General features: G+C 49.6%; 19 protein-coding genes, 1 tRNA gene and 1 other RNA gene. 2 read left to right on the forward strand and 19 right to left on the reverse strand.

All coding sequences use genetic code 11. The features are described 5' to 3' along the window. Positions 1 to 154 precede the first annotated feature (154 nt). The 19 genes from LCM29_RS07195 to LCM29_RS07285 form a co-directional block, all read right to left on the reverse strand. Positions 155 to 298, reverse strand: coding sequence for an alcohol dehydrogenase (locus LCM29_RS07195; RefSeq protein WP_214746089.1), 144 nt, complete (start codon positions 296 to 298; stop codon positions 155 to 157). A gap of 119 nt (positions 299 to 417) precedes the next feature. Then, positions 418 to 773: a transfer-messenger RNA gene (gene ssrA / locus LCM29_RS07200) on the reverse strand. Between the two features lie 49 nt (positions 774 to 822). Beyond that, positions 823 to 1,293 carry an SsrA-binding protein SmpB gene (gene smpB / locus LCM29_RS07205; RefSeq protein ID WP_214693541.1) on the reverse strand — a complete coding sequence of 157 codons (471 nt, stop codon included), beginning with the start codon at positions 1,291 to 1,293 and terminating at the stop codon, positions 823 to 825. Positions 1,294 to 1,347: 54 nt separating this feature from the next. After that, entirely contained in the window at positions 1,348 to 3,753 is a 2,406-nt protein-coding gene (rnr, locus tag LCM29_RS07210; protein WP_224861706.1) for a ribonuclease R, read from the reverse strand. A 15-nt stretch (positions 3,754 to 3,768) separates the two neighbouring features. Then, entirely contained in the window at positions 3,769 to 4,509 is a 741-nt protein-coding gene (locus LCM29_RS07215) for an alpha/beta hydrolase (RefSeq protein WP_074033592.1), read from the reverse strand. Between the two features lie 102 nt (positions 4,510 to 4,611). Beyond that, positions 4,612 to 4,836, reverse strand: coding sequence for a preprotein translocase subunit SecG (gene secG, locus LCM29_RS07220; protein ID WP_012726902.1), 225 nt, complete (start codon positions 4,834 to 4,836; stop codon positions 4,612 to 4,614). Between the two features lie 73 nt (positions 4,837 to 4,909). After that, positions 4,910 to 5,797: a YitT family protein gene (locus tag LCM29_RS07225; RefSeq protein WP_083600113.1), complete on the reverse strand. Its 888-nt coding sequence runs from the start codon at positions 5,795 to 5,797 to the stop codon at positions 4,910 to 4,912. A 48-nt stretch (positions 5,798 to 5,845) separates the two neighbouring features. Then, a complete protein-coding gene (locus tag LCM29_RS07230; RefSeq protein WP_224861708.1) occupies positions 5,846 to 7,186 on the reverse strand; it encodes a glycosyltransferase in 1,341 nt (446 codons plus the stop codon). Continuing rightward, positions 7,183 to 8,391, reverse strand: coding sequence for a glycosyltransferase family 4 protein (locus tag LCM29_RS07235; RefSeq protein ID WP_224862772.1), 1,209 nt, complete (start codon positions 8,389 to 8,391; stop codon positions 7,183 to 7,185). The genes LCM29_RS07230 and LCM29_RS07235 overlap by 4 nt, the downstream gene beginning before the upstream one ends. Positions 8,392 to 8,412: 21 nt before the next feature. Further along, a complete protein-coding gene (galU, locus tag LCM29_RS07240; protein WP_214693547.1) occupies positions 8,413 to 9,294 on the reverse strand; it encodes a UTP--glucose-1-phosphate uridylyltransferase GalU in 882 nt (293 codons plus the stop codon). 195 nt (positions 9,295 to 9,489) lie between these two features. Beyond that, positions 9,490 to 9,762, reverse strand: coding sequence for a hypothetical protein (locus tag LCM29_RS07245; RefSeq protein ID WP_224861711.1), 273 nt, complete (start codon positions 9,760 to 9,762; stop codon positions 9,490 to 9,492). 274 nt (positions 9,763 to 10,036) lie between these two features. Next, positions 10,037 to 11,329, reverse strand: a complete 1,293-nt coding sequence (gene eno / locus LCM29_RS07250) for a phosphopyruvate hydratase (RefSeq protein WP_224861713.1) — start codon at positions 11,327 to 11,329, stop codon at positions 10,037 to 10,039. Positions 11,330 to 11,362: 33 nt separating this feature from the next. After that, positions 11,363 to 12,904, reverse strand: coding sequence for a 2,3-bisphosphoglycerate-independent phosphoglycerate mutase (gene gpmI, locus LCM29_RS07255; RefSeq protein ID WP_224861715.1), 1,542 nt, complete (start codon positions 12,902 to 12,904; stop codon positions 11,363 to 11,365). Beyond that, positions 12,905 to 13,657, reverse strand: coding sequence for a triose-phosphate isomerase (gene tpiA, locus LCM29_RS07260; protein ID WP_034778525.1), 753 nt, complete (start codon positions 13,655 to 13,657; stop codon positions 12,905 to 12,907). Positions 13,658 to 13,675: 18 nt separating this feature from the next. Then, positions 13,676 to 14,860, reverse strand: coding sequence for a phosphoglycerate kinase (locus tag LCM29_RS07265; RefSeq protein ID WP_224861717.1), 1,185 nt, complete (start codon positions 14,858 to 14,860; stop codon positions 13,676 to 13,678). Between the two features lie 97 nt (positions 14,861 to 14,957). Beyond that, a complete protein-coding gene (gap, locus tag LCM29_RS07270) occupies positions 14,958 to 15,965 on the reverse strand; it encodes a type I glyceraldehyde-3-phosphate dehydrogenase (protein WP_224861719.1) in 1,008 nt (335 codons plus the stop codon). Positions 15,966 to 16,024: 59 nt separating this feature from the next. Next, positions 16,025 to 17,053, reverse strand: a complete 1,029-nt coding sequence (locus LCM29_RS07275) for a sugar-binding transcriptional regulator (protein WP_012726913.1) — start codon at positions 17,051 to 17,053, stop codon at positions 16,025 to 16,027. A 109-nt stretch (positions 17,054 to 17,162) separates the two neighbouring features. Further along, positions 17,163 to 17,420, reverse strand: a complete 258-nt coding sequence (locus LCM29_RS07280; RefSeq protein ID WP_074033610.1) for a glutaredoxin family protein — start codon at positions 17,418 to 17,420, stop codon at positions 17,163 to 17,165. 5 nt (positions 17,421 to 17,425) lie between these two features. Continuing rightward, positions 17,426 to 18,571 (reverse strand): Fis family transcriptional regulator, encoded by a 1,146-nt coding sequence (locus tag LCM29_RS07285; RefSeq protein WP_224861721.1) that lies wholly within the window; start codon positions 18,569 to 18,571, stop codon positions 17,426 to 17,428. Positions 18,572 to 18,689: 118 nt separating this feature from the next. Between LCM29_RS07285 and LCM29_RS07290 the strand changes: the two genes are divergently transcribed. Both LCM29_RS07290 and LCM29_RS07295 read left to right on the forward strand, forming a co-directional pair. Beyond that, positions 18,690 to 18,762, forward strand: a tRNA-Arg gene (locus tag LCM29_RS07290). A gap of 140 nt (positions 18,763 to 18,902) precedes the next feature. Next, a complete protein-coding gene (locus LCM29_RS07295) occupies positions 18,903 to 20,798 on the forward strand; it encodes a 3'-5' exonuclease (RefSeq protein ID WP_224861723.1) in 1,896 nt (631 codons plus the stop codon). The last annotated feature ends 81 nt before the right edge of the window (positions 20,799 to 20,879 follow it).

The following is a 20,879-nucleotide window of genomic DNA, read 5'->3' on the forward strand; positions in this document are numbered from 1 at the left end:
GTAAATTTCATGACGATTTTCAAAAAACAACTCGTAGTTTCTATTCAGCAAAGGAATGCTCAATCCCTTGAATCCATTCAAAAACCTAATAATCGGTTTTCGCTATCCATAAAAAAAGGATTAATGAGCAGGCACTCAATAATCCTTCGTCAAATCACTTCTTCTCTTGTTGCTTCTGCAAATACGCTTCACGAAGCTTGTTCAATCTTTCCTTCTTGTTCGAGACAGTCGGCTTTTTCCCGTCCTGATATTTCGCCGCAGCTACTTTGCTTCTCGTGTCTAATTGATATTTTCCCATGCGCTTCACCTTCCTTTCTTCGTGGCTGACTCTCAACAAAAAGTAAAGACCCTCTAATCTCAATGAAATTAGAAGGTCTTCATGAAAATCATTGATCGCAGTCGTTACAGACTGCTTCAAAATGGAGACGGCGGGAGTCGAACCCGCGTCCGAAGGCATCGTAACGTATGCTTCTACGTGTGTAGTTTATCTATTGAATCTCGATGTGACACTGCCGATAAACAGGCGTTGTCGCATCCAGTCTGTTTCATCTCTTCTTCGCGCCCTCAGACGGCGAGGTTGAAGCGTAGCTTGCTTAGTTTGAGACCCTGAAAGTCATCCACACAAGCGATGGATGTCAGGATCCGCAGGGCACTTAGGCTGCTGCGAGTTGTGTGTTAGTTTTGCCAGTTATAGGCGTTTGCGTTTTAACGAGGCCGACCCCTCGACACGCCACATACGACCGACCTACCCCCGTCGAATCCATAACGTCCCCGGGGTGGTAATTGGTACTATATTTAATATACCACAATCAGGATTCGTTGTCAGTATTTTTGCCGATCGCGCATCGCACGGTCGACGTCACGTTTCGCGTCTTTCTTCTTCAAGTCCTCGCGTTTGTCGTACTTCTTCTTCCCTTTTCCGACGCCGAGCAGGCACTTGGCGAACCCGTTCTTGATATACACTTTGAGCGGGATGATCGTGTAGCCGTCACGCCCAGATGCCCCGATGAGCTGATTGATTTGCTTCTTATGCAACAATAGCTTTCGGACGCGAAGTGGCTCATGGTTGAAGCGGTTCCCCTGGTCGAATGGGCTGATATGACAGTTGTGAAGCGTCGCCTCGCCCCCGTCGAACCGGACGTACGCATCCGCGATATTGATCTTCGATTGACGGACCGACTTGATCTCCGTCCCTGTGAGCACCATGCCTGCCTCAATCGTATCCTCGATCGCGTAATCGAAGGACGCCTTGCGGTTTTGGGCGAGTGCGTTCGAATCTTTCTTCTTGGCCATACACATTCAGTCCTTTATCTACAAGATACGGAGGAAGGGACGAGTCCTTCCCCGTCAGCGACGTTTCTTCGCACCTCGTTTGGCGTCGCCTTTTCGTTTATGCTTGTCTTTCTTCTTCAAGTCGAGTGCCGAACGGCCTTGGGAAGACTTCTCCCCGTCACGTTTCGGTTTCTCGCCTGGTTTGCCCGGCTTCCTAGGTCTTCCTGGTTTGCCGCGCTTCTTCTTGTCGTCCCGACCGCGACCGCCACGACGGTCTTTCTCATCCTTCTTCGGACGACCGCCTTTTGCTTTGATCGTCGTCGGTTGGCGACGCGTCGATGGTTCCCGTTTCGGCATGCCGACGACTGTGAAATCAATCGTCCGCTCGTCTAGATTGACGGCGTCGACTTTGACACGGACGGCGTCCCCGATCCGGAACTGACGTTTTGTCCGCTCCCCGAGCAGCATGAGCTGTGATTCGTCGAAGTGGTAGTAATCATCCATCGACTGGAGACGAACGAGACCTTCAATCGTATTCGGAAGCTCGACGAACATTCCGAAGTTCGTGACGCCGGCGACGACACCATCGAACTCTTCACCGAGATGGGCTTCCATGTATTCGGCTTTCTTGAGCGCCTGTGTCTCACGCTCTGCGTCGACCGAACGACGTTCCCGTTTCGATGCCTGTTCGGCGATTGCCCCGAGACGGTCCTCGTACTTCGTAATCGTCTTCTCCGACAAGTCGTTGTTGAAGACGTATGTGCGCATGAGACGGTGGACAATCAAGTCCGGGTAACGACGGATCGGTGACGTGAAGTGCGTATAGAAGTCTGTCGCGAGTCCGAAGTGACCGAGCAATACGTCATCATATTTCGCCTGTTGCATCGAGCGAAGCATGATCGTGCTGATGACCGGCTCTTCCGGTTCTCCGTCAATCGCCTTCAAGATTTTTTGAAGCGTCTTCGGTTCGACCGTCTGTCCTTTGATGCGTTCGATGTGAACGCCGAAGTTTGCGACGAAGTCGAAGAAGAAGTCGAGCTTGTCCGGTTTCGGATTGTCGTGGACACGATAGATGAACGGCACGTCCATCTTGTGGAAATGTTCAGCGACCGTCTCGTTGGCCGCGAGCATGAACTCCTCGATCAACTTCTCGGCGACCGAACGTGGACGAAGCACGATATCCGCTGGCTTCCCTTCATCGTTGACGACGACTTTCGCCTCGGCGAAATCGAAGTTGATGGCACCGCGCGAGTTGCGTCGTTTCCGAAGGACTTCCGCGAGCTCGGCCATGAGGTCGAACTCACCGATGAACGGCTCGTACTTTTTCAACGTCTCTTCGTCATCGCGCTCGATGATTTCACGGACGTTCGTATACGTCATCCGTTCCGTCGTCTTGATGACACTCGGGAACAAGTCGTGGCGAACGACCTTTCCGTTTTGCGGGGAGATCTCCATGACACAGCTGAGCGTCAAGCGGTTGACGTGCGGGTTGAGGGAACAAATTCCGTTCGAGAGTCGGTGCGGCAACATCGGAATGACACGGTCGACGAGATACACACTCGTCCCACGCTCGAGCGCCTCGACGTCGAGCGGTGAGCCCTCTTTCACGTAATGCGAGACATCGGCGATATGGACACCGAGCTCGTAGTTCCCGTTATCGAGTTTTTTGACGTGGACGGCATCGTCCAAGTCTTTCGCATCTTCGCCGTCAATCGTGAAGATCGTCTCGTCACGAAGGTCGACGCGACCGATGAAATCTTTCTCATCCGCCTCGTCCGGCACCGCGTTCGCCTGCGCGATCACGTCCTCCGGGAACTCCGTCGGAATGCCGTGTTTATAGACGATCGACAAGATATCGACACCTGGGTCGTTCTTATGCCCGATGATGCGGACGACGTCACAGGCACCGGCGAAGCGTCCGTCCGGATACTTCGTGATGCGCACGACGACTTTATGTCCGTCGACGGCACCGAGCGATTTGTCCGGGTTGACGACCGGCCAAAAGTTAATGCGCTTGTCATCCGGCTCGATGAAGGCGAACTGGTCAAGTCGACCGCTCGGGAGCGTATACGTCCCGACGAACTCCGAGAGTCCGCGCTTCAATACTTTCAATAGGATTCCTTCTGTCTTGCCACGGTTGTCCTCGCGTTTTTTGACGAGAATCGTATCGCCATGGTAGACGTCCTTCAGTTGGTCGGGCGGCAAGAACACGTCTTCCGCTTCCCCTTCGACCGACAAGAAGCCGAAGCCGCGCTGGTGGATCGAGATGATCCCCGCGACTTGGCCGAGCGAGGCGAGCGTCCCGTAACGGTTCGTCCGCGTCCGGCCGATGGCACCCTCTTCCTCGAGGGCATTCAATGTGCGGATGAGTTCTTTGAAGTCATCCGTCGACGCGAGCTGTAATCGCTCGGTCAGTTGATCGACAGAGAGCGGTTTCTCGCTCGCCTGTAAGATCTCTAGTAATTGGTCACGTAAATTCAACGTGACACCTCCTTCTTAGACTGACCAGTCTAACGTTTCGAGAAAATCGAGCACGTCCTGGTGCAGTTTCTCTTTTTCTTTGTCGAGCGTAATCACATGTCCCGAGTTCTCATAGATGAGCAACTCTTTTTGGAACGTATTGACCGCCTCGTAAATTTGATTCGCCGATTCCGGGTCGATCATGTTGTCTTTGGCGCCTTGGACGACGAGTGTCGGGACGAAGATGTCCTCGAGCTTCGACGCCGTGTCGCGGACGAAGGCACGGAGGTCTTTTAGCGTTGGCATCGGTTTGAACTCTGCCATCTCCTGCTCGATCTGTTCCGGCGACTTTTCTTCTCTACCCTTATATTCTCGAGCATATGCCTGGACTCCTTTGTACAAGCGGTCCTCGGCATCGATTCCAGTCGGCGCGCACATCGGGATGACCGCCTTGACGTCTTTCTCCTCGGCGAGACGGAGTGACATCACGCCACCTAGCGATAGTCCGCAGACGACAATCTCCTCATGGCCTTTGTCGACGAGTGTCTGGTAAGCGTTCAAGACGTCTTCCCACCAGTCTTCTGGTCCATATTGGAGTAACTCTTCCGGTGGGACGGCATGACCACGATAGATCGGTCCCATACATGTGTATCCTTCTTTTTGAAGGAAGCGACCGAGCATGCGGACATCCGCGCTCGATCCAGTGAAGCCATGTAACATCAACACGGCACGTTTTCCGCCCTCGAAGAAGAACGGTTTTGGTGCAGTCACTTTCATTTTATCTGTCATCTCCTCGTATCTACATTATTCCCAAAAAATAAATCGAAAAAACAAAAGCTGACCGCCTCACGTAAAAATCGAGAACGATCAGCCTTATCATCATAATGATGCGACTAGTAATCCTAAAATGAAAAACAAAGTGCCTAGTACAGCTGCAGTTCGGTTCAAAACAGCATCGAAGCCGCGCGCTTTCTGGCGTCCGAACAACTGCTCCGCGCCACCTGCAATCGCTCCAAGACCTTGCGACCGACCTGACATGAGCAGTACGACGACAATCAATAAGACAGCCACGACGAGTAGGCTGATTGTAGCGATCGTTTGCATAGTAGTCAGTTCCTCCTTCTATTTACACGCCTTTTATTATATAGAAGTTATCGTCAAAACACCAGCATTCAAATTATCGGGACGGGTAGCTGAATCCTTCCCCGATGACTTCCTTCACTTGGTGGATGACGACGAAGGCGCGGTCGTCCGTCACTTGGACGATTTTTTTGAGTGGCGCGATCTGACGTTTGTCGACAATCATATACAACATGTTCTTGTCTTGCTTCGTGTAGTAGCCGTGTCCATGAATGATCGTCGCCGAGCGACCGAGCGTCTCCGTCAAGACGACGGCGAGCTCTTCTTGCTTGTCGCTGATGATCGTGACGGCCTTGCGGATGTTGAGTCCCTCTGCGACGAGGTCGATGACCCACGAGCCGATGATGATGGCGATGAGCGTATAGAGGACGACCTGTTCCCCTAAGAAGAAGCCAGATGTCGCGACGACGATCGCATCGATGATGAACATCGAGACGGCGACGCTCAAGTGGAGATAGCGCTCCATGAGCCGGGCGATGATGACGCCCCCTCCTGTCGTCCCGCCGACACGGAGCACCATGCCGATTCCGACCCCGATCATAATCCCGGCATAGACGGCCGCGAGCAGTTTATCCTCGGCAGGGCTGCCCCAGTCGTGCGTCAGACTAAGAAAGAATGACGTCGCAACGACGGCGATGACCGAATAGACCATTGTCCGACGGTCGAGCAGCTTATAACCGACGATAAAGAGAATCCCGTTCCCGATAATCGACGTGAGCCCGAGGTCCCAGCCGAACACGTAGTACAGGATAATCGTGACCCCGAGCAGGCCACCTTCCGAGAAATCGTTCGGTACGGTGAAGTAGTTGACCCCGAACGAGAGAATGAATGAGCCCGCGATAATCCAGGCGATGTCTTTCACCGAGATGGTTTGTAGCTTGCGCCATACTTGTTGGCGCAATAGATGTTGCTGTTGACGTTTCATAAATTGTCCTCCTTCCATATAAAAAAGACCGCGGCCAAAGCCGCAGTCTTAAGATTGTACTGGCTTTGGCGCACCGTCTTTCATAATCGGCAACTTGCGCTCCGCTGCGTTCGCGTAGACATTCAAGAGTGCCTCTTTTTCCAAATCCCAGTTATATTTCTCACGCGCGGTCTTCGTGTTCTCTTTGACACGCGCATAGAGTGCTTGGTCTTCAATCATCCGGTTGACGCCGTCTGCGATCGATTGTGGATCGTGCGAGTCGACGAGCACCCCGACATCGTTCCCCGCAACGACCCGTTCGATTTCAGGGAAGTCACATGAGACGACCGGTACTTCGGCCATCAAATACTCGAACAATTTGTTCGACGACGCCGAGTAGTGGTTGAAGCAGACGTTGTTCAATACTTGGAAGCCTAAGTAGGCGTTCATCGTATAGTAAGGTAACGCTTCGACCGGTACTTTGTCAATCATCTTGACACGATCGCCGACGCCTTCCGTCTCGATCAACTGTTGAATCGTCGGTTTGAGCTTCCCGTCCCCGATCATGACGAGCGTACCTTCTTTGAAGTCTTTCGCCGCGAGCACGAGCTGTTCGAGACCGCGCCCTGCTTGAATCCCACCTTGGTACAAGAGGATCTTCTCGTCTTTCGGCAAGTCGAGGAGCGCATGCAAGTCCTTACGGAGCGAGAAGTCGAGCGGACGGTAGAACGGGTAGTTGTGGAGCACGTACGGGTAGAATCCGTATAACTCTTCATTGTGTGCCGCACGTGTATGGTTCTCGACCATCATCGTATCGACGAACGGCAAGAGCCATCCTTCGAGGTTACTTTGGATGTAGCCGTAACCGGTACGGTCCGTCTGTACTTCGTGCGAATCGTAGACGATTCGACCTTTGTTGAACACTTTTCCGGCGAGGAGTGCCTGCGGGAGCGTGTTCAAATCGTTCGCATGATAAAAGTCGTATGACTTCTTCGTCGACGTGAACACCATCTCGAGCATCGCACTCGCATTGACGATTTGCTTACGCACTTGCGGCAACAAGATTGTCCCGACCGCCGCCCCGAGAGCGAGCATCGTGAACGGTGCGAGTAGGAACAAGCCAGCACCGACGAGTCCGGCACCTAACTTGCGTTGTGGTTTTGCAAAAATCCATTTTTTTAACTTACTAGCCATTTTCATTGAATTTATAAGAATCGATGGCTGACGCTTCACGCGGATGACGCGGAAGCCTTCCGGACGCATCTCTTCTTTCGGTAACTCTTTATTTTTTGGGTCCTGAAGCGCAATCAAATCAACTTCATAACCTGCCTCGGCAAGTGCCGAGCATTCGCGAAGAACGCGCGCATCATTCGTAAAATGGTTCCATACAAACATACATACTGACTTCATTGTGTTTCCTCCATCACTAACTGTTGTACGACTTGATCTAACACGTCGATATTCTCTTCCCAACATAAATTCTCTTTGACATAACGAATCCCGTTCGCCCCGAGCGCCTCCCGAAGGTCCGGTCGGTCGAGGAGCTTGCGGAGGATCCGCTCGATCTCATCGATATCCCGTTTCCGAGAGACGAATCCGACTTCGGCCGCTTCAATGACATTCGCCGCATGGCCTGACACTGCTGCGACAATCGGTTTGCCGACCGCCATATAGTCGATGAGTTTCCCAGGGATGACCGTATCAAACACTTCTTGCTCGATCAGGCTGACAAAGGCGACGTCCGCATTTTTAATCGCCTGGAACGCCTCCGTCCGTGGCATCGCTTCAAGGAACAAGAAGTTTTGGAAACCACGCTCTTTGATCGTCTGCTTCAACTCTTCTTTCCGATACCCGTAGCCGATCAGTTTGAAGTGAATCCGCGGTTCGTCACGGAACCGTTCGGCGAGCTCGAGTAAGAGTGACACGTCCTGGGCGAGCCCCATGTTTCCGGCATATAAAATCTCCATCCGGTCGTCCGGCGGGATCGTCCGCTCAAGCGCTCGTTCCGATTCTCGAATCGAGTTCGGCATGTAGTGGATTTTCTCGTTCGGGACACCGCGTTGGCGCAGATAGCTGCGGAAGCCTTCCGAGTTGATGATGACCTCGTCAGCTGCACGATACAATCGTTTCTCGAGCCAAAACGCCGGCGCGAGTACCCAGTCGTGTTTGAACACGCCGACCCCTTTCACCGATTCCGGCCAAAGGTCACGAACGTCCAAAATGAGGGGGACACGATACTTCCGTTTCGCATATACCCCGACAAACGCCATAAAAAAAGAAGGGGTCGTCGCAAATACGACGTCTGGCTTCAATTTTAACTGGCGAACGGACCCGATCCCTTTCACCATCTGTTCGAGAAACAAGAAGAGACGGCTGACCATATTGGACGTATGTTTTCGCTTCTTCGTAATGAGTCGTTTGATGAACGGTTGATTGTTCAGCTCCCGGTCATTCCAGAAACGGTCGTCCTGATACATATCAAAGCTCGGGTACGAAGGGGCGGCCGTGATGACCTCGACTTCATACCCGCGCTGCTTCATCAAATGCGTAATGTTTTGCATCCGGTTACCGGCGCTGCCGATCTCCGGATAATAGTTTTGACACACCATGAGCATTGTTTTCAAAAATAACACACCTTACTGTTGATCAAGTTCGTCCACGAGCCGTTTTAACAAGGCATGGACGTCATCTTTTAAATCAGGATCGCTGAGCGCATGGCAAATCGTCGTCTCGACGAATCCAATCGGCTCCCCGACGTCATAGCGTCGACCATCAAATTCGTAAGCAAAGACCGTCTGCGCTTCATTCAAGCGTGCGATCGCATCCGTCAATTGAATCTCACCTCCTGCCCCTGCTTCTTGTCCTGACAACGCCTCAAAGACGTCCGGTGTCAACACATAGCGACCAAGGATGGCAAAGTTCGAAGGGGCCTCACCGACGGGCGGTTTCTCGACGAACGTCCGCACCGGGATGAGCTTCCCTTCGACGGCAAGCGGGTCAATTATACCATATCGGTTCGTCATTTCATACGGGACACGCTGCACACCGATGATCGAGCGTTCATGCGCCTCATATTGGTCAATCAACTGCTTCGTCGCCGGCACGTCGGATTCAATGATGTCATCTCCGAGCAAGACAGCGAACGGCTCGTCCCCAATAAATTTCCGAGCACACCAAATCGCATGACCGAGACCTTTTGGCTCCTGTTGGCGTATGTAGTGAATGTTCGCCAAGTTCGAGGAGTGTCGGACCGATTCGAGTAAGCGGGTCTTCCCTTTTGACTCCAAGTTTTGTTCCAACTCGAGCGCACGGTCAAAATGATCTTCAATGGCGCGCTTATTCTTACCCGTGACGATGATGATGTCTTCGATTCCTGAAGCGACGGCTTCCTCGACGATGAACTGAATCGTCGGTTTGTTGACGATTGGCAACATCTCTTTTGGCATGGCTTTCGTGGCTGGTAGGAAGCGGGTGCCGAGACCGGCGGCTGGGATGATGGCTTTACGTACACGTGTCATTAGCATTGGCTCCTTTACTCGTTATGTAATGAGTATACCCAATATTTGTGTGTTCTGACACAAAATAGAGGTCATGACAAAAGAGTCATGACCAATCGTCGTCGCGCTTCGTTTTTAGATAATACCACACCCCAAATGTAATCAGACCGATGACGAGAAGAATCCCTAGCATCATCATGAGAAGCGAACCGGCATTCACAAATCTCTATTTCGTTGATGCACTTCCTTATAACACCTCTTCAGTATAGTCAAAACGTGATCCTCATATTCATTCTCCGGTTTCAACAGCAAATCGTCTTCTTCCTTATAAAATTCATCTAGTGGACCGATATGTCGATAGTATTTTCCTAAGATTATTGGAGGTTCGTATGATTCATCATCAATGATGAATCTAATAACGCCTTCTTTTCGCTCAACTTTGTATCGTGAACAAGAAATCTTACTTAACTTTCCGTAATTATATCCCATAGTCATCCTCCTAGAGAGTTATACCTTAATTTAAAGGTTATCTTCATAGGAAACTGTTCATAACTACAAGTCAAGTCAATCGTAAGATTTAGTGATTTAAAATCAAAGATGAGCTATTTGTTTGTGCGTCACTAAGATCAAGCAAAGAGGAGTTGTACATTTGATTTAAGCGTATATTTACAACATTCAAAAGCAAAATGTGTAATAAATGCACTATTCCAGACACAAAAAAAACCACGAACGGCTATACAAAGCCATCCGTGGGTTATTTTAATTATTTTTTAAGGTTGTAGAACGACTTGATGCCGTCGTATTTCGCTACATCGCCGAGCATGTCTTCGATGCGGAGAAGTTGGTTGTATTTCGCGATACGGTCTGTACGTGAAAGTGAACCAGTTTTGATTTGTCCAGCGTTTGTCGCAACAGCGATGTCCGCGATTGTCGCGTCTTCTGTTTCACCAGAACGGTGTGAGACAACTGCTGTGTAACCAGCTTTTTTAGCCATTTCGATCGCGTCGAATGTTTCTGTGAGCGTACCGATTTGGTTAACTTTGATGAGGATCGAGTTCGAGATTCCTTTTTCGATACCTTCAGCAAGTTTAGATGTGTTCGTTACGAAGAGGTCATCCCCAACGAGTTGAACTTTGTGTCCGATTTTGTCTGTGAGAAGCTTGTGGCCATCCCAGTCGTTTTCGTCACAACCATCTTCGATTGAGAGGATTGGGTACTTGTCAACGAGCTCAGCGTAGAAGTCTACAAGCTCAGCAGTTGTGAGTGACTTGCCTTCGCCAGCGAGTTCGTATTTACCAGTTGACTTGTCGTAGAACTCAGAAGATGCAACGTCCATTGCGAGGTAGACGTCTTCACCTGGTTTGTAACCAGCTTTTTCGATCGCTTCAAGGATAACTGTGATCGCTTCTTCGTTAGATTTCAAGTTTGGTGCGAAACCACCTTCGTCACCAACAGCTGTGTTAAGACCCATACCAGAAAGAACTGATTTGAGGGCGTGGAATACTTCAGCACCCATACGGAGCGCTTCACGGAATGTTGGCGCGCCAACAGGCATGATCATGAACTCTTGGAAGTCCACGTTGTTGTCCGCGTGCGAACCACCGTTGATGATGTTCATCATTGGTGTTGGAAGTGTCTTCGCGTTGAATCCACCGAGGTATGTGTAAAGTGGGAGACCAAGCTCATCTGCTGCTGCGTGAGCTGCTGCCATTGACACACCGAGGATTGCGTTTGCACCAAGTTTAGCTTTGTTTGGCGTACCGTCGAGTTCGATCATTTTCGCATCGATTGCGTTTTGGTCGAAAACATCGTAGCCGATGAGTTCTGGTGCAATCGTGTCGTTTACGTTTGCAACTGCTTTCAAGACACCTTTACCGAGGTAACGTGACTTGTCGCCATCGCGAAGCTCAACTGCTTCGTGCTCACCTGTTGATGCGCCTGATGGGACGAGGGCACGGCCGAAACCGCCGTCTTCTGTGAAGACTTCTACTTCTACTGATGGGTTACCGCGTGAATCTAAAATCTCGCGTGCGTAAATTTCTGTAATCATTGACATGAAAAATCGCTCCTTTTCGTATGAAAAATAGTTTTATGATTTTGTAACGATTGATGAACCAGTCATTTCAGCTGGTTGCTCTCCACCGAGAAGGTCGAGAAGCGTTGGGGCGAGGTCGCAAAGTGCGCCTTCGAGAACTGGTTTCAGTTCGACTCCCTCTTTTGTGATGATGCACGGAACAGGTTCCGTCGTGTGCGCTGTCATCGGCGAGCCGTCTGGGTTCGTGACGATGTCTGCGTTCCCGTGGTCTGCTGTGATGATGGCCGCGCCGCCCTTAGCAAGTAATGCGTCCACTACTTTACCGAGGCATTCATCGACTGCTTCGATTGCTTTCTTCGTCGGCTCAAGCTTACCTGAGTGACCAACCATATCCGGGTTCGCGAAGTTGATGATGTATGCATCATACTCATCCGACTCGATACGCTCGAGCAAGCCGTCCGTGAGTTCGTACGCACTCATTTCTGGTTGCAAGTCGTATGTCGCGACTTTCGGTGAAGGAATGAGGAGACGATCCTCTCCTTCGAATGGTTTTTCTTTTTGTCCGTTCAAGAAGAACGTGACGTGTGGGTACTTCTCTGTTTCTGCGGCACGGAGCTGTTTGTATCCTTGCGCAGAGAGTGTCTCCCCAAGTGTGTTTTTCAAATCTTCCGGTGGGAAGACGATGTCCGTGTCGATATCATCTGAGTACTTCGTCATCGAGACGAGAAGAAGGTTCTCAGGATGGTTTTTAGAGAGTGTAAAGCCTTCGAATCCAGCTTTCTCTTTGAACACTTTCGACAACTGGATCGCTCGGTCCGGACGGAAGTTGAAGAACATGATGGCATCGTTGTCTTGAATTGTTGCGACCGGCTTGCCATCTTTTTCGATGACTGTCGGTAAGACGAACTCATCCGTCAAATCGTTCTCATACGACTTCTTGAGAACCTCGACTGGGTCCGTACCGACTTCGCCTTTTCCGTTTACGAGGACGTCGTATACTTTCTCGACACGCTCCCAACGGTTGTCGCGGTCCATGGCATAGTAGCGACCAGACACGCTAGCGACTTGACCGACACCGAGTTCAGCGAGCTTTTCTTCTGTTTCCTTGAGGAAACCAGCACCTGACTTCGGATCACAGTCACGGCCGTCCGTGAAAGCGTGAATGTACACTTTTTCGATGCCGTGTAGTTTTGCGAACTCAACGATGGCATACATGTGTTTGATGTGCGAGTGAATCCCGCCATCTGACACGAGGCCCATGATATGGAGGCTCGAATCATGCTTCTTCACATGTCCTGCCAAATGGTTCATCGCTTGACGGTCGAAGAACGAACGATCTTTGATTGCGTTGTTGACGCGTGAGAGTGACTGATAGACGACTCGACCGGCACCGATATTCAAGTGACCGACTTCCGAGTTCCCCATCTGTCCTTCTGGAAGACCGACGTACTCGCCTTTTGCGTTTAAGAGCGTATGTGGATACTGCTCCCAGTAGCGATCGAAGTTCGGTTTGTCCGCAGCCATGACCGCGTTACCGAACGATTCATCACGCATTCCGAAACCATCTAAGATGATGAGTGCGACTGGTCTAGCCATTTAAATCGCCTCCAACAATTTGAGGAACGAAGCGGCTTCGAGTGAAGCACCGCCGACGAGTGCGCCGTCGATGTCTTCTTGTGCCATGTACTCTTTGATGTTCTCAGGTTTAACAGATCCACCGTATTGGATGCGTACTGCAGCCGCTACGTCTTCGCCGTAAAGACCTTTCACCACGTCGCGAACATACTTACAAGAGCTTTGTGCGTCAGCTTCGTCTGCTGATTTACCTGTACCGATTGCCCAAACTGGCTCATACGCGATGACGAGTTGTTTGACTTGGTCAGCAGAGAGGTCAGCGAGACCGCCTTCGACTTGTGTTTTGATGACTTCTTCGAACTTGTCGCCTTCGCGCTCTTCAAGTGTTTCACCGACACAAACGATTGGCGTAAGACCGTGTTCGAACGCTTTTTTCGTTTTGCTGTTGATGAACGCATCTGATTCGCCGAAGTACTCGCGACGTTCTGAGTGACCGAGGATGACGTAAGTCACGCCGAGGTCAGCGACCATAGCTGGGCTGATTTCGCCAGTGTATGCACCGCTATCTTTGTCGTACATGTTTTGTGCACCGAGCTTCAAGTTTGACCCTTTAGCTGCTTCTACCATCGGTGCGAGGAAAAGTGCCGGAGCACCAATCGCTGCATCTACTTTGTCAGTAGACGGAATGTTGTTTTTAACTTCCTCTACGAAAGCGACAGCTTCCGAGAGTGTTTTGTTCATTTTCCAGTTACCTGCAATAATCGGTTTACGCATCGATAACCCTCCTCTAAATTACTTGTCGTTAAGCGCCTCGACACCTGGAAGTTTCTTGCCTTCCATGAATTCGAGTGACGCGCCACCACCAGTTGAAATGTGACTCATCTTGTCAGCAAGACCAAACTTGGCTGCTGCAGCGGCTGAGTCGCCACCACCGATGATTGAATATGCATCGCTATCCGCAAGTGCTTGAGCGACACCTTTCGTTCCGTTTGCGTATTTATCGAGTTCGAATACGCCCATCGGTCCGTTCCATACGACAAGTTTCGATTCGCGAATCGCATCCGCGTAAAGTTCGACTGTCTTCGGTCCGATATCAAGACTCATGTGATCCGCTGGGATCGAGTCGATATCGACTGGGCCGACATACGTTTCTTCGCCGAATTCTTTCGTGATGACGCAGTCGATTGGCATCAAGAATTTCACGCCTTTGTCTTCTGCTTTCTTCATGAATTGACGAGCGAGGTCAAGCTTATCCTCTTCAAGGAGTGACGTTCCGACTTCGTGCCCGAGTGCTTTCGAGAACGTGTACGAGAGTCCGCCACCGATGATGAGTGTGTCAACGATGTCAAGAAGGTGGTCGATGACCCCGATCTTATCCGCTACTTTCGACCCGCCGATAATCGCCGTGAACGGACGGTCTGGGTTAGAAAGAGCTTTACCGAGAACTTCAAGTTCTTTTTCCATCAAAAGACCAGCAACGGCTGTGTCCACGTGGTGTGCAATCCCTTCAGTTGAAGCGTGTGCACGGTGAGCCGCGCCGAACGCGTCGTTGACGTATACGTCAGCAAGTGCTGCGAATCCTTTTGCAAGTTCAGCGTCGTTTTTCGTTTCACCTGGGTAGAAACGAACGTTCTCTAAAACGACGACATCGCCTTCAGAGAGTTTAGCGACCGCTTCTTCTGCGACCGGACCGTATGCTTCTTCGACGAGCGGTACATCTTTTCCGAGGAGCTCAGCAAGACGCTTCGCTACTGGAGCAAGTGAGAACTCAGGGTTCTTCTCGCCTTTTGGACGGCCGAGGTGGCTCGCGAGGACGAGTTTCGCACCACCGTCAAGCAAGTGCTTGATCGTTGGAAGTGCGGCTTGGATCCGAGTTTCGTCTTGGATGACGCCATCTTTGAGTGGAACGTTGAAGTCAACGCGGCAAAAGACGCGTTTCCCTTTTACATCGATGTCACGAATAGACTGTTTGTTCATAACTTTCGCCTCCATATGTCGTGCGTGTCATTTCATAAATAGAGCGGAGAACAATCTCTTGTTTCCGCTCCTATTTGATTCTATTTAGTTCACGAAATTACTTCGCGATGTTAGCGAAGTGCTTAACTGTGCGAACCAATTGTGCAGTGTAAGACATTTCGTTGTCGTACCAAGAAACTGTTTTAACAAGTTGCTTGTCGCCAACTGTCATAACTTTTGTTTGAGTCGCGTCGAAGAGTGAACCGTATGTGATTCCGATGATGTCAGAAGAAACGATTTCGTCTTCAGTGTAACCGAATGACTCGTTTGCTGCTGCTTTCATCGCTGCGTTTACTTCGTCAACAGATACTTGCTTGTCGAGTACAGTTACGAGCTCAGTGAGTGAACCTGTAGCAACTGGTACACGTTGTGCAGCACCGTCAAGTTTCCCTTGAAGTTCAGGGATTACGAGACCGATTGCTTTAGCAGCTCCTGTTGTGTTAGGAACGATGTTCGCTGCAGCTGCACGCGCACGACGGAAGTCACCTTTCGGGTGTGGAGCGTCAAGCGTGTTTTGGTCGCCAGTGTAAGCGTGGATTGTCGTCATGAGACCTTCAACGATTCCGAACTGGTCTTGAAGTACTTTAGCCATTGGAGCCAAGCAGTTTGTTGTACAAGAAGCACCTGAGATGACTGTTTCAGTACCATCGAGGATGTCGTGGTTTGTGTTGTAAACAACAGTCTTCATGTCACCTGTAGCAGGAGCCGAGATAACAACTTTCTTCGCGCCAGCTTTCAAGTGAAGCTCAGCTTTTTCTTTAGAAGTGAAGAATCCAGTACATTCGAGAACGATGTCTACACCGAGGTCTCCCCATGGAAGTTCTTCAGGGTTACGGTTAGCGAGCGTGATAACTTTCTCTCCGTTTACGAGGAAGTGATCGTCGTGTACTTCAACTTCTCCGTCGAAACGACCTTGAGTCGTGTCATACTTGAGAAGGTGCGCAAGCATCTTCGTGTCTGTCAAGTCGTTGATTGCAACAACTTCGATTCCTTCGTTTTTGATGATCTCGCGGAATGCCAAACGACCGATACGTCCAAATCCGTTAATACCAACTTTTACTGCCATGTTAATTTCCTCCTTAGGGTAGAAGCTATTTATTGAAGAGCCAACGGGGGGTCAACTCTTTAATAACAAGTTAATAATTCTTTCGCCGCACCTTCGTCCGTGACGAGGATGATATTCGACGTGTGTTTCGCATAAGCGGCGATCGCCTGTGCCTTCGATTTCCCTCCGGCAACCGCGATGACGGTATCCATGTCATCCAACTCTTCGAGTTGGATCCCGACCGTCTTGACGCGATGGACGATCTCGCCTTCCGCATTGAAATAATATCCGAATGCTTCGGCGACGGCGTCATGCCGTTCAATCATCCGCAAATGCTCCGGTGATGCGTGACGGCGTTTTGCCATCGTTTCTGCCTCACCAATTCCATGTACCACAATTCGCGCCGCTCTAATCATTTCCAGTACATTTTTAATACTAGGTTCCTCCACCATCCGGTCGAACGTCTCTTGTGACACTTCATCCGGAATATGTAGAAGATGATAGTCTGCGTGGGCACGGTCCGCCATGCGTGAGCAGACGGTATTCGCTTGAAGTTCAAGCGTTTCTCCAAGACCTCCGCGTGCGGGCACAAAATGCATCGGGCGTTCTTTTTTATCGGGCGACATCATCGCCGCAACCGATGCCATTGTCGTTCCACCCGTTACCGCAATCACGTTATCATCCGGTGCGAGCCGCGCTTTTAACTGCGTGACCGCTGCCCGTCCGATATCGCGTTGGACCCAGAATGTCTCATCTGAATCACCCGGTACGATGACGACTTGGCGAACCCCTAATTTCTCTTCGAGCTCTCTTGCCACTTCTGAGATTCCGAGAAGTTCTCCCATGATCTCGTGCAAGTCCCGTAAGACGTTTCGTCCCGTCTCACTGAGGGAAATTCCTTGAGTAGCGACGTAAAGAAGACCTTGGTCTTTCAAAAAGTCGACTTCTCGTCTGAGTACCCGTTCGGTCAGTCCCAAACTCGTTGCGAGTGTCCTGCGGCCAATCGGCTGCATCAAGCGGACATAGTGTAAGATATCGTAACGATGTCGGAGCGTATCGAGCAGGTCAGGGACAATTTGCTTCTGAACGTGAATCAGTTGCTGGATCATGCTCTTACCCCCTCGACTTTCAGTGTGGACAATTTTTGTCCCACTTTTTTATTTGCGTCCCACCGCTACGAGTTCATCTTATCAATCACTTTTCCGTCTGGCAACCCCTTCAAACGTTTTTTTTCGATGTAAGCGTATACTTAACAAAATCTTCAACTTTGTTGTCATCATATCGCCCTTGACTGATGACTTCTCCTTCATGTATGAGAACGGGGATTTCGAAGAGGTACTTCGCCTCGAGATCCTCATCTCCCGTAATATCAATCTGTTCGAGTTCGATCGGATAATCCTCCTGCAGCCATTCGAGCATGACAAGCGCCTCGTCACAGAGCGAACAATTGTCACGTTTATATAAAGTTAGTTTCATTTTCGTCATCCCTTCCATAACTGGCGCTCGCGTTCTCGCGAGTTGCCGAATCCGAGTTCTTCCCGATAGTTCGTCACGGTCCGTCTCGTCACTGGATAGCCGTATCGGGCGAGTTCGTCCGCCAATGCCTGATCACTTTGCGGGGCCTTTTCCCGTTGAATCAGTTCTGCGAGCGTCCGCTTGATCATAAACGGTGAATGTCCATGACTCGTCGACCTTACGAAAAAATGTTTCCATTCCATGATTCCGCCTTCGGTCTTCGCGAACTTCCCTTGAATGGCACGTCCGACTGTTGATTCGTGCTTGCCGATTTGTTGTGCGACGGTCCGACGGGTCAGCGGATTGAGGACAAGTTCTCCTTTCAGCCACTCGGTCTGAAGTGACGCGATGATAGCCCATATCTCACGTAACGTCTCGTTCCGCATCGCAAGGGACGTCATCCACCATTTCGCCTCGCGGTCATTGCCGACTTTCGTCGCGTCAAGTTCCGGGCTGAGCCACGTCGTGACAAGCTCTCCATCTTCGTAACGTACTTCGACTTCGGGGAACACGTGCCCCGTTTCTTCATATAATAATGGACGTTTTGGTAGTGTCGCGACAATTCGCTCTAAACGGGCGAGCTCTTCATCTGAAATCGCGAGCACGCTCGTCATCTGTTTTTGGCTCACGCCACTCTCAATAGCATCAAATACATCGACGACGCGTGGGTCCTCATGTTCAATTGCATGGCGGTACTGACACTCTCGTTCCGTTCTCGCCCCGATCCCCGTCGGTTCAAGAAATAAGAGTGCCTGTCTCGCCTGTTCGATTTGAGTCACGTCGACACCGAACCGCTCCGCCAACACATCATTCGAATCCGGCAATAATCCTCGATGGTCGAGCAACAAGACGAGTTGCCGTCTCAGCTCTTTCTCCGAGTCGCTGCCGCTTCCTTCTCGAATCTGGGTGAACAGCTTCTCTTCGAACGCGCTCGCCGCATCCGCTACCCAACCGAGGTCCCCACTCCCGATATGAATGTTTGGATTATGGCGCGCTAGACGTGCGAGACGAAACGAGAGCGCGAGACGGTCCGCCTCGAGCACCGGTAGCCGTTGCACAAGGTCTTGCGTCATCTGTTGATGTTGTACCTGTTTTTGTTCTTGCCGTTGCATCGTTCTCCCCCCTCTTCTCTATTGTAACGAACCCGCTCCACTCGCGCTCAAAAAAGGATAATGAACAGGATTGCTTTTTCAATAAAACAAATGTATAATAAATTCGTGTCACACACATGCACCCGTAGCTCAGGGGATAGAGCACTGGTTTCCGGTGCCAGGTGTCGGGAGTTCGAATCTCTCCGGGTGTATCAAATGCAAAGGACGAAGGCCAAATGAGGTCTTCGTCCTTTTTCTTATGTTTTCTACTTCAATTTTTAATTCATCACACTTCTAATTATCCTTTATATAGTATATTTAAGTAAAAGAATTGAAAAAGAGGTGTCAGTAAATGTCTCATACTGTTCCAGAGACAATTCGTTCATCTGCAACAACAGGAGAACGACTTGTCTTTCGCACATTGAAGCGCTACCTCCCAGATGATTACATCGTTTACTTCGAACCCAATATACACGGCAGAAGACCAGATTTCGTCATCATTGGACCCGACTTAGGATTAATCGTTTTAGAGGTGAAAGACTATACCCGTTCTACGCTTTATCAACTGAACCACGATGAATGGATCATCACTCCTGCAAACGAATCGCAAAAGAAAGTGAAAAGTCCATTTCTACAAGCACGTGAAAATATGTTCAAACTGACTGATGTCCTAAAGAAAGATCAAAATCTGATTCAGCACGAAGGAAAATATGCGACAACGTTAAAATTCCCTTATGGCTCAGGCGTTATTTTTACACGACTGACACAAGATGATTGTATTCGCCATGGACTCTATCAAGTCATTGATCCTTGTTTGTCACTCATGCGTGATGAAATCAATCCTGATGACCCACAATTCTCAGAGGAAATCCTTATCGAAAAAATTCTGAACATGTTTACTGTTCCTTATCGCCTAAAGCAACCATTGACCGGAGAAGAGATTGATGCGATTCGTTATCATCTATTCCCAGAAGTTCGAATCAGCGCGGAGTTCAAAAAAGTCACCCCTTATCAAGATCAGCTCTTACTTTCCCTTCACAATATCCGAGCCATGGACCTGCATCAAGAAAACTTGGCCAAACAACTCGGCGACCAAAATCGCTTGATTCGAGGTGTGGCAGGTAGTGGAAAGACTCTTATTTTAGCAAGTCGCGCCAAATTGTTATCCAAGCAACATCCTGAATGGAAGATTTTAATCCTATGTTACAATATCTCGCTAGCCCGTTTTATCGAGCAGATGGTGCAACAAATGATGCTGGAACCGGATGATTTGTTCGATTTCGATCCTTTAGTAAAACGTAAAAGCCATTTGATCGAAGTACGAAATTTCCATGCCTGGTTGCAGAATGATTTACATATTTCAGAGAGAAGGATTTCTTCGACACTTGAGAAGTTAAGAAAACGAGAAATCATCCTTCCTTCATACGATGCCATCTTGATTGATGAGGGACAGGATTTCGAACCCGAATGGCTCGAACTTGCAAGCGAGGTTTTAAATCCTGAAACGAAATCGCTGTTGCTTGTTGAAGATCGTGCCCAATCCATCTATAAGCGAAAACGTAGCTATGTACAGGACACGGGTCTCGACTTCCGAGGAAGATCCAAAATTTTAAATATCAATTATCGGAACACATCTCAAATCGTATCGTTCGCCTGGTCATTCTATCAATCCAACTCCTTATTGAAAGATAAAGTTGTGACGAAAGAGTTAGACGGAGAAATCATCGCTCCTCAGAGTACGCTTCGAAGAGGTCCTGAACCAGCCGTTATCAAATGTGACCATTTCTTCAAAGAAGCAGATCTCGTTGCCCGACAAATCAAAAAGTTACATGAGGAGAAAAAAGTCCCTTATTCTGAAATGTTGATCCTATATCGTGTCCAAAAATTTTCAACGATGCATTATGTCGACACCTTACAACGTGCACTGAACTACTATGGAATCAAGAACTTTTGGATTACAGAGAGCAGTGAGACGAAACGTACCTTCTCAAAAGATGATCAGTGCGTAAAAATCAGTACAATCGACAGCAGTAAAGGTCTTGATTTTCAAGCCGTTTTTATCGTCAACGTTGACAATATGCCATTCAAATATGAAGAAGATGTCGAACGAGAAGTGGCTCTCCTTTATATCGGAATGACACGTGCAAAAGAATATCTCTTCTTATCGTATTCAGGCGACTCCATCTTTACTCGTTATTTCGAATCAAGTCAGGTAGTCACACCAGTTCGTCCAAAATTAAATGGATAACGTCAGCACTTGAGACGTTTTACACATCGAGGGTCGTGGAATAAGCACTAGAAAGGGTTTCTGTTTGACCAACATTGACTA

Origin of the sequence: Exiguobacterium aestuarii (assembly GCF_020171655.1) — a bacterium.
Taxonomy (GTDB): Bacteria; Bacillota; Bacilli; order Exiguobacteriales; family Exiguobacteriaceae; genus Exiguobacterium; species Exiguobacterium aestuarii_A.